This is a genomic window from Vagococcus coleopterorum (assembly GCF_011303955.1).
Lineage (GTDB): Bacteria > Bacillota > Bacilli > Lactobacillales > Vagococcaceae > Vagococcus_D > Vagococcus_D coleopterorum.
Genome location: NZ_CP049886.1, coordinates 1157412 through 1173339, shown reverse-complemented (window position 1 = coordinate 1173339; position 15928 = coordinate 1157412). Strand labels below are relative to the sequence as shown.

Genomic DNA, 15928 nt, shown 5'->3' with positions numbered 1-15928 from the left:
GTAAATCTCCCCCTATAATAATAATTGCTGTTACATCTTGATTGTAGCATTAATTTATATATATACAAGACAACTAGTTAAACTTTCAACAATAATTAAGTATAAAAACAAGATAAAAGACACCTTCGGACGAAGGTGTCTTTTATTCTATACGCGTTCTTCTTGCGCTTTTTTTGCTTTTGACCAACTGTATAATCCAAATAATGAGTTAATTAAATACATCGAGTACATCACACCAAGGTCAAGCCCAACTTGATTTCCTTGTGAGAAATGAACTAACCACATAGCAGTTTGTAAGAAGTTCATAGCAACCCATGCATAAAAAGTGTTTTTATAATTGATTGCTGTAAAGTACATTGATACTAATCCAAGTGCTCCGACTGCAGCATCTAACCAACCGTTTGAAATAGTTGAGAAGAAAATTAAAAATAAGCCGATGGCAACCGCTGATACGATAGCAAGTTGTTTAGTTGTTAAATCTGTTAATTTATGAGATTTACGTGCGCCAGTAAAGACTAAGTACAGACCAATAATATCAAAAATGATATAGCCGGTTTGTAGAATAGCATCGGCATTCATTCCACCTTGAAAAGCATAGTAACCGAATACTGCAGAACTGATAGCTCCTAAAACAAAATTAAAAGGATTGTTTTTGGCGATTAAATACACACATGTAATCCCCATATAAGTAGCGATAACAGATAGTGGACTTGCAAAGCCGTTAAAAATAAAAATTCCAGTTTGAACAACATACATAAATAATAGCACGAATAATGATTTATCAAATGATTTAGACATAATAATTCCTCCTTTTTTTACCGTTTAAAAGTATACCATATTCAAACAAAATAACAGAAGTAAAAGCTACTAAAAACAAAAAACCTCCCTCTAAAGGAAGATTTTTGTTTAATTATTCAAAGACAAATTGGTTTTGGTATAACTCTGCATAGAACCCTTTTTGTTCAAGTAGCTCTTCATGAGTTCCCTCTTCAATAATTTGACCATCTTTAAGTACAACGATGAAATCAGCATTTAAGATTGTTTTTAATCGGTGAGCAATAACAAAACTTGTACGTCCAGCAATGATATTTTCCATCGCTTTTTGAATACGACTTTCGGTTACCGTATCAACGTTTGAAGTTGCTTCATCCAGGATTAACAAATCAGGATTAGTGATAATTGTACGTGCGATACTAATTAGTTGTTTTTGGCCAACACTAAAGATATTGTTTTCATCGCTAACTTTTGTATCGTAGCCATCTTCCAAACTCATTATAAAATCATGAATATTGGCTTGTTTAGCAGCATCAATCATTTCTTCATCAGTTGCTTCAGGTTTACCAAAGACGATATTATCTCTGATTGTCCCACCAAATAACACAGACTCTTGTAAAACAATCCCTATTTGGTCTCTAAGGCTATGTAATGATATATCACGAATATCTTTACCGTCTAACAGAATCTCGCCGTTGTCGACGTTATAGAAACGATTTAAAAGGTTCATAACAGTTGTTTTACCAGAACCAGTTGGTCCAACTAAGGCAACCATTTGACCTTTGTTCGCTTTAATATTTACATCTTTTAAAATTGGCTTCTCAGGTGTATAAGCGAAGTCAACATGTTTTAATTCGATTGATTCATGAAGACCATCAATATCAGTAACATTTTCACGTTCGAATTCATCTTCCTGATCATAGATTTCATTTAAACGACGCGCTCCTGTAAAGGCAAGTTGCATCATGTTAAATTGTGATGAAATTTGTGTTAATGGCATATAGAATTGTTGAGAATAAATGATAAAGGTAATGATTAACCCTAATCCTTCTGCACGATCCATAGAACCATTAAGCACTAACATACTACCGAAGAAAATCACAATAGCAGAATTTAAGACTGACAACCCTTGCATTGTTGGGAAAAGTAAACCCGAGTAAACTTGTCCTTTATATGTTGCTTTTTTTACTTGGTCATTTAAGACATCGAAACCTGCAATCGTTTCTTCTTCAAGACCATTTGTGATAATTACCTTTTGACCAGAAATTCGCTCATCGATATAGGCATTTAATTCCCCTACGCTATCTTGTTGAATATCAACATTTTTACGAGCTTGTCTGATAATTGTGAAGGCCACAAGGATAGCAATCGGAGCCATTCCTAACGTCACCCAAGTCATTTGAGCGTGCTTACTAAACATCATCATCAAGACACCAATCATCATCGAGATGTTTGTTAACACTTGAATCAGAGCTTGGTTTAACGTGTTTGAAATATTATCTAAATCACTTGTAAAGCGACTTAAAATCTCACCATCTTGGTGAGTATCAAAATAGCGAATCGTCATACGCTCTAATTTTTTAAATAAAGATGTTCTCATGTTATTTGTTGAATGACCTGTCACACCCGCCATCAAGAAGTTTTGCACAAAGGTTGCAATCCATACCAATGCATATAAACTAACTAATTTAGTTAGAACATCTAAGAAAGGCGATTTATCAGCTGAACCAACCATGAAATATTGACCAGCATATTTTGCTAATTCAGTTGTAGCTTGTCCGATAAAGTCAGTTGTTTTTACTTGGCACCATGTTGAAAAGATAATGGCAATAGTAATCACAAGCAAGTGAACTTTATAAGCTTTTAAATGGTTCCAAAAGAAACCAGGAATACTATTTTTTTGTTTCATACTACTCCACCTCTTTTCCTTTCTGAGTATCATAGATTTCACGATAAACAGGACTTGTTGCTACTAATTCTTTATGTGTACCTTGGGCAACTAACTTACCATCATCTAAAACAAGAATCTTATCTGCTTGAACAACTGATGAGATTTTTTGAGCGACGATAAAGGTTGTTGTGTCGTCTAATTCTTTCGCTAATGCTTCTTTAACAAGTTTTTCAGATTTAGCATCTAAAGCACTTGTACTGTCATCAAGGACTAAAACTTTTGGTTTTCCAATGACTCCACGTGTGATAGATAGACGTTGTTTTTGTCCTCCAGAGAAGTTAGCTCCTCGTTCTTCAACGACACCGCTATAAGTATCTACTTGGCGATCGATAAATTCTTTTGCTTGAGCAATTTTAGAAGCATTTACCATATCATCACAATCAGCATCTTTCTTACCGTGACGTAAGTTTTCAGCAATTGTACCTGAGAATAAAATCGCTTTTTGTAAAACCAAAGCAACTGATTCACGTAAGTTCTCTTTCTTAGTATTACGTAAGTCAACATGACCGATCTCAATTGATCCTTCGTTCGGATCATACATTCGCGCAATCATTTGAGCTAAAGTAGATTTACCAGCACCTGTTGCCCCTACCACACCGACAACTTCACCGTGTTTAGCATCAAACGTAATATTTTCTAATGAAGGACGTTCGTCTCCATCGTATTGGAATGTCACATTGTTGAATGACACATCTCCGTTTTCAATTAGCTGACCGTTTTCTTCATCAAAAGTAATAGCAGACTCAGTTTCTAAAATTTCTTTGATACGACCTAATGATACGAAGGCACGTGATGCCATCATTGTCATCATTCCACCAATAATGATTGTCATCATAATTTGCATTAAATATTGAATAAACGATTGGAGTTTACCAATTACTTCTAAATCAACACGCGCTAAATCTGCTGAGAAGAATAAAGTACAGGCAATTGCAACACTTGAAATTAAAGTAAACGTTGGGATCATGATTGAGAATAGGCGCCCAACAATAATTGTGTGTTTCGTTAACTTATTACTAACTTCTTCAAAACGTTCCGCTTCAGCTTCTTCTTGAACGAATGATTTAACAACACGAATACCTGCTAAGTTTTCTTTAGCAATACCATTCACGCTATCTAGGTTTTTTTGGATCATACCGAAGTGTTTACCCATAACGCCGAATAAACCGACAACAGTAATTAAAACTAGAACAACTAATAGAATAATGATCCACCATAATTGTGGCAATGTCATCATTGCTAAAATAAAACTACCGACGAATAAAATTGGAATACGTAGTAATGTTTGTAAAATCATCATCACTAAGTTTTGAACTTGGGTAATATCATTTGTTAAACGAACAACAAGATTACCTGTTGAAAATTTTTCGATATTACTGAAAGAGAAAGTTTGGATTTTTTCGAAACCATCTTTCCTTAAACTAGCCGACACATCACGTGCCATTCCAGCTGAAATCAATGTATTAGCGACTCCTGCTAATAATCCCATCGCTGCAATCGCTAATAGTTTTACACCAAGCGTCATCACTGCATCTTTATCATCGTTTCCGATAGCAATAAAGATATTTTGTAAGACTTTAGGCTGCCATAATTGCGATGTCACAATAACAATTGTTAACAATAATGAGCCTAGTAAATAACTCTTTTTTTCTTTCATTTTATTGATAATTAAAGACATATATTAACCTACTTTCTAAATTGGGTTGATTATAATAGAATACCTATTTTCATGATAATTTTCAAGGATTTTGACCTGGTTTTTAATAAAAAATAAAGCTAACGTTTAAAGTTAGCTTTATTTCTTATAGATCACATAATGACCAAATAATCCAATAGCGCCATAAATTAATCCTAAGATACAAACAGCACTCCAACCACCAATTTGCCATGCGAATGACCCTAATAATGAACCACTTGCACCCCCGACGAAATATGAGAACATAAAAATTGTATTATTACGACTACGATTTTCATCTCCTAAAGATTGGATTCGAGATTGATTGGAAACTTGTGCGCTTTGGGTACCTAAATCTAATAAAATAACACCAATTACTAAACCAACAAGGCTGCTTCCAAATGCCCATAAGACTAAGTACGATCCGGTTAAAATCAAACTTCCTAACCCTACTCCAAATCGTGGACCGCGTTTATCGGATACTTTTCCCATTAAAACTGAAGCTAAAGCGCCAATAACTCCAACTAAACCAATGTAACCAACTTCTTTCGATCCCATATTGTAGACGGGACTTTCCATGTAAAAAATTAATGTTGACCAAAAAATACTAAATGCACCAAACATAAAGAAGCCATTAAACGCACTTTCACGGACAATTCGTTGGCTCGTGAATAACTTGGGTAGTGACTTTAATAACGCCCCATAAGACAAGTTTGAAACAGGTTTGTTTTTAGGAAATATAAATGTTACTAAAATAATCAGAACAACTGATAACCCTACCCCTGAATAATAAACTGAACGCCAACCGAAGTATTCACCGATAAAACCACTAAAAGTTCTTGATAATAAAATACCAATTAATAAGCCACTTGTAACAGTTCCTAAAACTGCACCACGTTCTTCTGGTTTAGCTAATTGTCCTGCAAATGGAATAATCAGTTGCGGAATAATTGATGTTAATCCGATCGCTAACATTAACGGCATTAAAACAGCGTAGCTACTGGTTAAACCTGTTGCGAGTAAAACTAAGCTGACTAAACTTAACATTAATACAATCAATTTTTTGCGTTGGAAAATATCCCCTAAAGGAACAATTAATAGCAACCCAAGTGCATAACCAATTTGGCTTAATGTTGGGGCTAGTCCCATTTGTCCCACTTGCACTCCCAGTTCATTGGCGATCATACCTTCTAACGGTTGCACGTAATAAAGACTTGCGATTGATATACCGCAAACTAAGGCCATGATAAAGGTTAACTGCTTAGTCATTGTAATGGTTTGTTTGGTCATAATAAGACTCCTTCTATTTTGCGTTTGAATGAAAAACGACTCCTAAGAGTCGTTTAATCTTTTAACTTTGGTAATGTAGGAACTGGAATTTTCTTCCGTTCCATCGATTTTACTTCTAATAAGTCTAATAGGAAGACTACTACTGGAATTCCGACTACTAGTCCCCAAACCCCAAAGAAATGCTCAGAGAACATTAAAATGATAAAGATATAAAAAACTGGTAAATCAGTTTTACTACTCATTAGTTTAGGATTTAAGAAATATGATTCAAACATATGAATAATTGCAATCATAATCAAAACATAAACAACATCTTTCACGCCACCCACTGTATAACCGATTAAGGTTAAAGGAATACATGAAATAATAACACCTGCTACAGGAATTAAACTTAATAAGAAAATCATTAATGATAAACTTAGTAATTGTGGGAAATTCATAAAATAGAGCCCCGCAACTGTTAAACCTGTATTGATTAACGCAATAACAAATTGTGCTTCTAAAACCACACCAAAGGTATTGATAAACTTTTTACCAAGATAAGCTACGTCTTTGCTAAACCAGCCAATCTTACTTTTAAAGAATAGTTGACTGAAACTCTTAACCCAATCTTCTTCCATGCAGAAGAAGAAACTTAGCACGAACGACATCACAAATGTCATCCCCATTGAACCGATACTGCTAACGTAATTTAAAATCACTTTAGCCCCAGAACTTAACTGTTTTTGTAAGTCATCAAAACTAATATTTTGACTTATCCACTCTAAAAATTCGTTATTTTGATCAGGTTTTTGATAGAACTTAATAACAGAATCAATCATCATACCAGATTGATTAATTAATTGTGGAATATAAATCGTTGCTGAGAAATAGAGCATCACGATAATCCCGACATATACAAATACAGCCAAAATTCGCTTCGGTATTTTAGTCCACTTATTAACATACCCAACTAAACGAGTAATTAAAAAAGTTAGAATAAACGTTAACAAAATTAAACTCATAATATCTTTAATTAAATATAAAATTGAACAAATTATTATTAAGACGAAGAAACGACGCCACGTGTCATTGGCCTTTATTTTTTCGATTAGCTCCAAATTATCCCCTCCAGTAAATTACTATTAATTATCGCATATTTTTTATAAAAATTATAGGCTGATGCATAAAAAAACCGTCAGTTTGTTTTACAAACTGACGGTTTAGCATTATTCTTTTTCAACTGTTTCGGCAACACCTAAATTAAGATTGTAATGATTCAATTCTTTTACATACAAATCTGCATAAGTTGGAATGCCCTCATCGGTTAAATGAATGCCGTCATCACCTAAAATTTCAGGATGACTTTTAGCGACACTATACCAATCGATTAATTGAACGTTGGAATGAGACTGACTTGCTTCTTCCAACATTTTATTTACTTCTTTTTCCCAATCTCTTGGAACACGTGTGTTCACAATGTAGACATGAGCTTTATTTAATAACTTAAGCAAAGCATTTAAATCAGATTTTTCAAAAGTACTGTTTGACCCTAATTCAATAAAGACCACACTTTCTTTATCGTTATAATTTGAGTACTTCTCTTTTATTAAATCAGACGCTTGAACTAACTGACGTCCCACTACGCCATCAACAACAATACCAGGTACTTTCTCTTCTAAGTCCTCTTTTGCACCAAGTAATACCGAATCACCCAACGCTAAAACCTTAGTAATATCTTCTTTTTTAGCAGGTTTAGTTTCGGTTTCTGTCGTTTCTGTCACTGTAGTCGTCTCTTTAGTTTTTTCAAAGAAAAATTTACCTTTTGATAAGAAATCACTATAAACAAATAATGATGTACTTAGAATCAAAGTTGGTAAAATATACTTTAAAATAGTTAAAGCAATGCGTTTTAAGTTGGATTTCAAAAGTTTAATTGTCCCACGGAAACCATGTCTAATGAACGGTAATTCAATGAATCGGTATGACATATCAGCTGCCAAAATAATTAACGCTAACTGTAGTAACATCAAAAGTGGATACAACGTACCAATTGTTTTAACAGGAGTTGTCAAAACTAAAATTGGATAGTGCCACAAGTAGATACTATATGATCGCTTACCCAACCAAATCAGCCAAGGATGTGAAAAAACTTTTCCTAGGCGACTAGATGGGTGCACAATTGTCGCTAATAATAAAGTGGCTAATAATCCAACAAGGACAAAACCACCTGGGTATAAAACTTTCTTATACTCACTTAGAACGAACGCTAAAGTAATTAAGCCAAGCAGGCTAACAACTCCAACACTATCAATGATTCTTTTTTCCTTCGTATTAAAGTTATCTTCTAATAAATAGAAAGGCCAGATAAATGCTAAACTACAACCAAAAGCCAAAGTAAATAGTCTTGTGTCCGTTCCATAATAAACACGGTCAATTGATTCTGGGTTATATAAGACCCACATTAATCCAATTGACAACAGACCGCTCACTAAGACGGCTTTTAAAACATGTTGGCGTTTTTTTAGCCACTTAAGTAGTGTTGCAAATGCAATTGGCCAGATCAAATAAAATTGTTCTTCAATCGCTAATGACCATAAGTGTTTAAAAGGTGATGGTATCCCGAATGTTTGGAAATAAGGCACATCGTTAAAAATGTACCACCAGTTACTCACATAGAAGAATGACGCTACACCATCTAACCAACTTTTCTCAAAAACTTTTGGATAAAGGAAGAAACAGACTAACAAGACAACTGCCAATAATACCGCAACAGCAGGTATTAATCGTCTAACCCGTTTAACCCAAAATCGTTTTAAATCGATTTTTTGGTGTGAACGCCACTCACTGAGGAGTTTACTAGTTATTAAATATCCGGATAATACGAAGAAAATATCAACACCGATAAATCCTCCGGTGAAAAAAGGAATTTTAAAATGATAAATTAAGACGAAAATAATAGCTAATGCCCTTAAGCCATCTATGCTGGGCAAATAGTTTGTGTGGTTACTGGGTTTTGTCACAGTCTTCCCCTCCCATATGATATTTAGACACCAGTGTCTTTGTAACCATACACATGAAGTTTTAAATTTTTAAGTTATTTTATTGGTTTATTTGTTGGCATACTAACGTGTTATGCCATTAAAAAAGAACACTTATTTAGAAAATAAGGTCCAATAGAGTTAAAAATAATTTGTTTAAGCACTTCCTGTTGTACGTGTTACAGTATATCACGTTTTTTACAATTATGTAACAAAAAATACCAAAACAATACAAAGAAATCTATAATCATTGATATTATGCGTTTTCTGTAATAAAAGACATCAAAAAAGACCTAAAATAGTTTAGGTCTTAATTATTTTCAAGATACAACTCCCAAGTTTTATCAAAAATATCCATACTAGAAAGGTAACTACTTGATAATTCAAGGTAATCACTTACTTCATCGTAATCAGAAGTATGTTTAGGGAACGTAATATCATTTCCGACATTATTTGCAAATTCAGTTATGGCATCTGTCACTTTGGGTCCTCTTAATGTGAGAATATAGTGGTAAAAACTTCGTTTCATATTATTCATCTTCCTCCGTTGCCGTTGGAATATAAACATCAAAACGAATATCATCATCAATAAGGTTGATCTTTTCTGCTTTAATCTTCATATTATTTTTCATTTGGAAATCACTCAAATGTAATACAACTGTTTCATTCTCGGTATCGATTTCAACCCAATTAGGAACGTCAAATTTTTTCTTAGCAAACTTCATAACTTGAGACACTGGCAATGGTAGCTTACCAATTGATAATTCTTTCGCTTTTAATTTAATATCACCATTCTCCATCACGAAAGGATCAAAATATAGGTAAAACTGCATGTCGTATCCTAATAAATCAAAAGTTCCGTTTAATAAGGCTTGATCTTCTAAATAAAATTTATATTTAACACCTGAATCTTTTAAAAAATCATTTAAATAATAACTAATCAAGTTATTGACTTGTTCTTTTTCAAGTTGCACAGAAAAACTTGCATCCGTTATCTCTTCTGTTGATTGTGAGCTATGATACTCTTCCTCACGGTCGCCTCCTAATTGAATGAATAGAAAGACTGCGCAGCCCACTAAAATCCCTAAGAGGACAAGAAAAGCTGTTTTCCAGATGTTCGTTTTTTTATTCTCTATCTCTGTCATTTATTTCACGTCCCATTCTGGTGTGTTTTTTACGATTACTTCTTTAAAACGATTTGCTATCAATTGATAGCCTAAATTATTAGGATGAAAATTATCTTCGGTAGAAATTAAATTATTTTTAGTTTCTTCTTCTTTAAGAGTATCAATAGAAAATTCCTGAGAATTACCCTCTTTTTTAGTATCCTCTTTTAAATCATTCCGACCGTTAGAAAGCTCCTCGTTGATTTCAACAAAGTGAATGTTTTTTTGCTTTTCCATCGCAGCTTGGGCTTGCTTATCCCAATTAGTAACAATATCTTTAAATTCGCTAATATCACTAAACGATAAATTAAAGGGATTGTAAATACCTAACTGATAAATTGGTGCATTAGGATTAAATTGTCGGATCATTTCATACAGCTCTGTTAAGTCAGCAATGTATTTCTTTCCTGGCTCAACAAAGGTTTCTTTATCTAAATGATTGGTTAACTCCTTCGTAATGACGGCCATTAAATCATTACCACCCACGGTTAAAGTGATAAAATCGGCGCTTTTAATTGCTTTTTGGATTCCTAAATCAGAACCAATCCGGTCAATGATTTGTTTAGTCGTGTCCCCTTTTTTTCCGAAGTTCTCAGTTCCTACGGATTTCAAAACAGTTTCTTCAATTAACGCTTTTTTCAAAAGTGGGACGTAGCCCCCTTCTTCAGTTGTATCTCCCACGCCTTCTGTAAGTGAGTCGCCAATAGCTACAAACTCAACTTTAGTATCAGGTTGCTTTTCTTTGCTTACTTTACCAAGTAAAGGTTGGGCTTTGGGAATAACCAGCAACAAGACTGCACAAACAACTATCGCGGGAATTAGGAATGATAGAATTTCTTTTTTGTAGTGTTTTAACTTTGTCATTTTTAACACCTTTCTCTCAACTGATGTAAAAAAGCAGACCTCTAAAGGTCTGCTTCAGCAGTCATTAATCTTTATAGAACATGATCGCGAATGCACCTTTACCAGTATGAGTGGCAATAATTGATGAAGCATCCAAAACAGGAATTTCCATATCTGGGTACATAGTTTGTAATTCTTCTTTGAATTTTGTAACAGTTTCTAAGCCGTCAGCATGTGTAATAGCAATTTTTTTAATAGCAGGTTCATTGGCTAACGTTTCTTTTAATTCGTTAAACCATTTAGTAAAAGCTTTGGCTCCACGACCTTTAACAAGAGTTTCCATGCTTTCAGGTAAGACTTGCATGACTACGCGAATGTTAAATAAGTTAGTGATGACACCAGTTGCACGACTCAAACGGCCACCTTTTACCATGTTATCTAATGAAGCTACCCCAATATATAATTCAGTATTTTCTCTAACATTTTCAACTTTAGCAATAATTTCTTCTGCTGTAGCACCAGCTTCTGCCATTTCAGCAGCTTCAATTACTTGGAATGCTAATCCTTGGTCTGTAAAGTGACTATTAATGACTGTCACATTACTTTGAGAAATTTGAGCTGCTTGTTCTGCAGTATTAACTGTCCCGCTAATTAAATCAGTCATGTGGATAGAAACGATATCACTACCATCTTCACCAAGTTTGTCATACAATTCAACAAACTCACCAATTGGTGGTTGGCTTGTCTTTGGAAGTGCTTCAGCCCCTTCCATCATTGTCATGAACTCTTTTCCTGTTAAATCCATGTCTTTATAAATAACGCCATCAATCATCGTTGACAATGAGATGATTTCAATATTTAATTTTTTTGCTAGTCCTTCAACCATGTTACATGAAGAATCCGTAACAATTTTTACCTTAGACATTTTGCATTCCACCTTTAAAAAGAAAAATTATTAATGTAGAATAGATAGTACATTAATCTGTTGCATTAAGTATAACAGAAAGCGATTTATTTTTCACATATTTGTCGCTAGAATTGGAGAAAACTATGGAAAAATATTCTAAGAAATACGAAATAACGCATGAAGTTTTAAATGCTGTGACACACGGTATCGGCTTTGGTTTAAGTGTAGCAGGACTTGTTCTCTTGATCGTTAAAGGAGTTCAACTACACTCACCAATACATATTGTTGCTTACTCGATTTATGGTGCTAGCTTGATTTTATTATTCCTTGCTTCCACTCTTTTCCATTCTTTAACCTTTACAAAAGCTGAAAAAGTCTTTCAAGTTTTTGACCATAGCTCCATATACTTGTTAATTGCGGGAACCTACACTCCTTATTGTTTACTCACTATTAAAGGAGTTCTAGGCTGGTCACTCTTTATCATCATTTGGTTACTAGCGATTATTGGCATTGTCTATAAGTCCATTTATTTAAGTAAAAAAGGGAACTCTGTTGTTATCTTATATATACTAATGGGCTGGCTTTGTTTAGTTGCTGTTAAACCATTGTATGAAGGTTTAGGATTTAACGGAACAACTTTACTTGTTGCCGGTGGCGTTACCTATAGCTTAGGAGCTATTGTTTATAAATTTCAACAAATTAAGTATATGCACTTAATTTGGCATTTCTTTGTTTTAGCAGCTGCAATCCTCATGTTCTTTTCAATTTATTTATACACATAAAAAAGCAACCACAAGGTGGTTGCTTATTTTTTGGCTTGTTTAATCGTTTCATCAATTAAAACTGATTGCGCATCAACAACTGGGTAGCGATGTTTTGTCACTTCGTTCATCAATGATAGTTCTGTACATCCTAGAATAGCTACATCACAACCTAATGTTGTAGTTACTTGTTCTAAAATATCTTTGAATAATGATTCGTTTAAGAACTTATGCTCTTTGATATCACGATAAATTAAGTTCATCACTTCTTGTTGTAAATCCTCATCAGGTAGAACTAAGTCATAACCTTCTACTGACTCAAACTCTTTAGCGTAAACGCCGGAATCAACAGTCCCTAAAGTTGCTAGTAAACAAACTTTGACTGCCTCACCCTTTTTTTTATAGTTTGCTTGAACGGTTTCAGCAGCTAAACGAGGCATGTGGAAGATTGGCGTCTCCGTCACAGCAGTCAATTCCTCATAAAATGTGTGAGCTGTGTTACATGTTAGAACAAAAAAATCCGGATTTAATTGATCTTGTTGTTTTAAATCTTCCATCAATGCAGCGACTGGACTCTCTGTCGACTTCCCTAAAATATAGGCAGTACGATCAGGAATTTTCGCATGATTAACTAAAATATAATTCAAATAATCTTGGTCAGTTTTGGCAACTGTTCGTTCATTTAGCACTCTTACAAAGCTCTCGCTTGCTAAAGTACCCATTCCGCCTAAAATAGTAAAGAAGTTTTTCATAGAATCTACCCCTTATTTTCTTTAAAGTATTGTTTATAACGCTTGTGATACAAGTGGAAGCTGTATTTCATCAATGCAAAACGTTTAGGACTAGCATCTTTTTTATAAAAGACTGTTGTCCCCCATTTACCATCTTTAATCATCTGGTTTGCTTTGTCTTTAGCTTCGCTCGGTTTAACGTATGTTGTAAAGATTTTCTTCGGAACACCCATCCATAACATGTCGCCATTTCCGTAAATTGTTTCTTCGAACGGAATATCTAAAACACGATCTTGAATGATGTAACGCGATAAGTTATAACCATTTAATGTCACATAGAAACTACTACGTCCTTGACGTAAGTTCATTTCGAATAATTTGTATTCGCCATCACGAGGGTCGTACTTCATATCGAAGTTAGCGAAACCAGTATAGTTAATCGTTTCTAAGAATGATTTAATACGTTTGTAGATATCATCATTATAATCTGGAGCAATAACAACATAGTTACCGATGGCATCTGGTGTTGGATCTTCTAATAAAGGATGACCTAGACACATCATACGAACGTTACTGTCTTTATCAACATAAGCATTTAACACGCGCATGTTTGAATCATCACCAGGAATAAAGTCTTGGCAAATCATTTCAGCCGTGTAACCAGCGTTGTAAACACGACCTAAAATTAAATCGAATTCTGCTTGATCTTTGATAGTGAACGCTTTTTTACGTCCTTCAAAATCAGCATCTAAATACATCACGCTATCAGCTGGTTTAAGCGCTACTGGGAAGTCGAAAGGAACTTTTAATGATTCACCTTCTTTAACCATGTCTTGGGTAACGATTAATGTTTTAGGATATGGTAAATTGTATTTCTCGCAAGTTTCATAGAAACTTACTTTATTTGCTAAAGTCATAAACAGTTCATGATCAATCGCTGTACAAATAAAATCTTTTGATAACTCTTCACGATGTTTAGACACTAACTCTGCATAACCATCTCCACAAGGAATTAAAACATATTGAACGTCATTTTTAGGACGTTGTTTCACAATTTTGCGAATGGTTTCAATAAATGTTGGATCTTCGTGGAAACCCGGAAAGACATTAACATTCACAAGTTTACTGTGTTTAGTTGGTGCTAAAGCAGCTGATGAATAGGCTTCAGAAATAACGCCGAATTCTTCATAAAAAGAACGAGCCATCCCATAAACATTAATATCACTACCTAATAAAATTGGTTGAAATTTATTTTTAATTGTTTCTGTCATATTATAACCCACCTTCGATTAACTTAGTTGCGATTTCTAAATCCCCTTCATAGGGCGTTCTCTCTGTTCCAATAACTTGATACTTATCTGATCCTTTACCAGCTAAAACAATTACATCTTTTTCCGTTGCTGTTTCAAGAGCATGTTTAATCGCAAAAGCGCGGTTCAATTCAGTTAGACGTTCTACCCGATCTGATAAATACGATTCAATTTCTGCCGCGATATCTTTAGCAGATTCAGTTCCTGGGTCGTCACTTGTTAAGATAGCAACATCTGCCAACTCTGATAACACATTTCCGAAATCTTTCCGACGTGATTCCCCTTTGCCACCGGTACTACCAATAACAACGACTAGTCGGCGATCAGCATGTTCTTTTTTTACGAAACTTAGTAAAGTCTGTAGACTTAACAAGTTATGTGCAAAGTCGACGTAGATTGGAACACCTTTATTAGTTGTCACTGTATCCATGCGACCTGGCACTTTAGCTAATTCTAAACCAGTTATCATAGATTCCGATGTTGCACCAACTAAGGCAGTAGCAATCATTGCGCTCAAAGCATTCCCTTGATTAAAGTCACCTAAAAGGTTGATTTGATAATCACCTGAAAGGTTTAACGAATCCTGGGTCGACGTCACAACGAATTTTCCTTTACCTTCTGCTGATGATACAAATGTGTAATCAGCTTCCACTGAGTCATCACCATACGTTGTCACATTAGCCCCTGCTTGTTGACTCACTTCTTCGATAATCTCAACAAAATCTGAGTTGCGATTAATAATGACTTCTTTAGCATGTGTCATAAGTTGACGTTTGCAATAGAAATAATCATCAAAATCTGGATGTTCAATCGTACCAATATGATCCTCTGAAATATTTAAGAAAATCGCCACATCAAAATCCAAACCATAAACACGTTGTGTTTTGTAAGCTTGCGACGATACTTCCATCACCAAGTGGGTCATGCCATTTGAAACAGCCTCTGCCATCATTCGATATAAATCGACAGCTTCTGGTGTTGTTAATAGTGATTTAGTTGCAGTTTTACCATCTAAAATTGTTTCCATTGTTGAAAGCAATGCTGTTTTTGATTGTGTCGCTACATCTAAAATAAATTTAGAGAAGTAAGCAGCTGTAGTTTTACCTTTTGTTCCCGTGTAGGCAATAATTTTTAAATCGTCTTGAGGATAATTATAAAAGGCCATACTAATAACAGCCATTGCTTTTTTGATGTCTGTTACAACAATCCCGATAGCGTCCGTCTCAAGTTCATAATTCTTTTCAGTCACATAGAAACTAGCTCCCTGCGCTAACGCTTGTTCTAAATAGTCCACCTTGAAAGCTAAACCTTTACAGAAGAACAAACTACCTTCTGTAACAGCTCGCGAATCGTAAGTGATATGTTTAATAGTTTTATCATCTAAGTCTGCAGTTGGCGTAAAGTGCCATACGCCGTTCGAAATATATTCTTTTAACAACTGATGTTCAGTTAATAAATTAATCATTTGGTTAAACGATAACATAGTGTCTTCACACCTCT

At 34.5% G+C, this 15928-nt stretch carries 14 protein-coding genes; 1 reads left to right on the top strand and 13 read right to left on the bottom strand.

Going from position 1 to position 15928, the window contains the following annotated elements; all coding sequences use genetic code 11:
- Positions 1 to 147: 147 nt before the first annotated feature.
- The 10 genes from pnuC to G7081_RS05775 form a co-directional block, all read right to left on the bottom strand.
- On the bottom strand, positions 148 to 798 hold the full coding sequence (pnuC, locus tag G7081_RS05820) for a nicotinamide riboside transporter PnuC (protein ID WP_166008015.1): 651 nt from the start codon (positions 796 to 798) through the stop codon (positions 148 to 150).
- 112 nt (positions 799 to 910) lie between these two features.
- Positions 911 to 2683 (bottom strand): ABC transporter ATP-binding protein, encoded by a 1773-nt coding sequence (locus G7081_RS05815; protein ID WP_166008014.1) that lies wholly within the window; start codon positions 2681 to 2683, stop codon positions 911 to 913.
- A gap of 1 nt (position 2684) precedes the next feature.
- Complete coding sequence (locus tag G7081_RS05810; RefSeq protein ID WP_202982256.1) at positions 2685 to 4403, bottom strand: ABC transporter ATP-binding protein; 1719 nt, start codon at positions 4401 to 4403, stop codon at positions 2685 to 2687.
- Between the two features lie 117 nt (positions 4404 to 4520).
- Positions 4521 to 5690, bottom strand: a complete 1170-nt coding sequence (locus G7081_RS05805) for an MFS transporter (protein ID WP_166008013.1) — start codon at positions 5688 to 5690, stop codon at positions 4521 to 4523.
- A 53-nt stretch (positions 5691 to 5743) separates the two neighbouring features.
- Positions 5744 to 6790, bottom strand: a complete 1047-nt coding sequence (locus G7081_RS05800) for an AI-2E family transporter (protein ID WP_166008012.1) — start codon at positions 6788 to 6790, stop codon at positions 5744 to 5746.
- A 108-nt stretch (positions 6791 to 6898) separates the two neighbouring features.
- Positions 6899 to 8692, bottom strand: coding sequence for an acyltransferase family protein (locus G7081_RS05795; protein WP_166008011.1), 1794 nt, complete (start codon positions 8690 to 8692; stop codon positions 6899 to 6901).
- Between the two features lie 328 nt (positions 8693 to 9020).
- Positions 9021 to 9239: a YozE family protein gene (locus tag G7081_RS05790; protein WP_166008010.1), complete on the bottom strand. Its 219-nt coding sequence runs from the start codon at positions 9237 to 9239 to the stop codon at positions 9021 to 9023.
- Position 9240: 1 nt separating this feature from the next.
- A complete protein-coding gene (locus tag G7081_RS05785; protein ID WP_166008009.1) occupies positions 9241 to 9855 on the bottom strand; it encodes a YpmS family protein in 615 nt (204 codons plus the stop codon).
- On the bottom strand, positions 9856 to 10740 hold the full coding sequence (locus G7081_RS05780) for a GDSL-type esterase/lipase family protein (protein ID WP_166008008.1): 885 nt from the start codon (positions 10738 to 10740) through the stop codon (positions 9856 to 9858).
- Between the two features lie 64 nt (positions 10741 to 10804).
- Positions 10805 to 11644, bottom strand: a complete 840-nt coding sequence (locus G7081_RS05775) for a DegV family protein (protein WP_166008007.1) — start codon at positions 11642 to 11644, stop codon at positions 10805 to 10807.
- 125 nt (positions 11645 to 11769) lie between these two features.
- Between G7081_RS05775 and trhA the strand changes: the two genes are divergently transcribed.
- Positions 11770 to 12408, top strand: a complete 639-nt coding sequence (gene trhA / locus G7081_RS05770) for a PAQR family membrane homeostasis protein TrhA (protein ID WP_166008399.1) — start codon at positions 11770 to 11772, stop codon at positions 12406 to 12408.
- A 23-nt stretch (positions 12409 to 12431) separates the two neighbouring features.
- On the opposite strand, the gene G7081_RS05765 is transcribed toward trhA, so the two are convergent.
- Genes G7081_RS05765 through G7081_RS05755 form a run of 3 tightly spaced genes read right to left on the bottom strand, consistent with a single transcriptional unit; the run spans position 12432 to position 15911 of the window.
- A complete protein-coding gene (locus G7081_RS05765; protein ID WP_166008006.1) occupies positions 12432 to 13139 on the bottom strand; it encodes an aspartate/glutamate racemase family protein in 708 nt (235 codons plus the stop codon).
- Between the two features lie 5 nt (positions 13140 to 13144).
- On the bottom strand, positions 13145 to 14389 hold the full coding sequence (locus tag G7081_RS05760; RefSeq protein WP_166008005.1) for a carboxylate--amine ligase: 1245 nt from the start codon (positions 14387 to 14389) through the stop codon (positions 13145 to 13147).
- Position 14390: 1 nt separating this feature from the next.
- Positions 14391 to 15911, bottom strand: a complete 1521-nt coding sequence (locus tag G7081_RS05755; protein WP_166008004.1) for a UDP-N-acetylmuramoyl-L-alanyl-D-glutamate--L-lysine ligase — start codon at positions 15909 to 15911, stop codon at positions 14391 to 14393.
- Between the last annotated feature and the right edge of the window lie 17 nt (positions 15912 to 15928).

Coding starts and splice junctions, on each gene's coding strand:
- pnuC (WP_166008015.1), bottom strand. CDS start 798: ATGTCTAAATCATTTGATAAATCATTATTCGTGCTATTATTTATGTAT.
- G7081_RS05815 (WP_166008014.1), bottom strand. CDS start 2,683: ATGAAACAAAAAAATAGTATTCCTGGTTTCTTTTGGAACCATTTAAAA.
- G7081_RS05810 (WP_202982256.1), bottom strand. CDS start 4,403: ATGTCTTTAATTATCAATAAAATGAAAGAAAAAAAGAGTTATTTACTA.
- G7081_RS05805 (WP_166008013.1), bottom strand. CDS start 5,690: ATGACCAAACAAACCATTACAATGACTAAGCAGTTAACCTTTATCATG.
- G7081_RS05790 (WP_166008010.1), bottom strand. CDS start 9,239: ATGAAACGAAGTTTTTACCACTATATTCTCACATTAAGAGGACCCAAA.
- G7081_RS05785 (WP_166008009.1), bottom strand. CDS start 9,855: ATGACAGAGATAGAGAATAAAAAAACGAACATCTGGAAAACAGCTTTT.
- G7081_RS05780 (WP_166008008.1), bottom strand. CDS start 10,740: ATGACAAAGTTAAAACACTACAAAAAAGAAATTCTATCATTCCTAATT.
- G7081_RS05775 (WP_166008007.1), bottom strand. CDS start 11,644: ATGTCTAAGGTAAAAATTGTTACGGATTCTTCATGTAACATGGTTGAA.
- trhA (WP_166008399.1), top strand. CDS start 11,770: ATGGAAAAATATTCTAAGAAATACGAAATAACGCATGAAGTTTTAAAT.
- G7081_RS05765 (WP_166008006.1), bottom strand. CDS start 13,139: ATGAAAAACTTCTTTACTATTTTAGGCGGAATGGGTACTTTAGCAAGC.
- G7081_RS05760 (WP_166008005.1), bottom strand. CDS start 14,389: ATGACAGAAACAATTAAAAATAAATTTCAACCAATTTTATTAGGTAGT.
- G7081_RS05755 (WP_166008004.1), bottom strand. CDS start 15,911: ATGTTATCGTTTAACCAAATGATTAATTTATTAACTGAACATCAGTTG.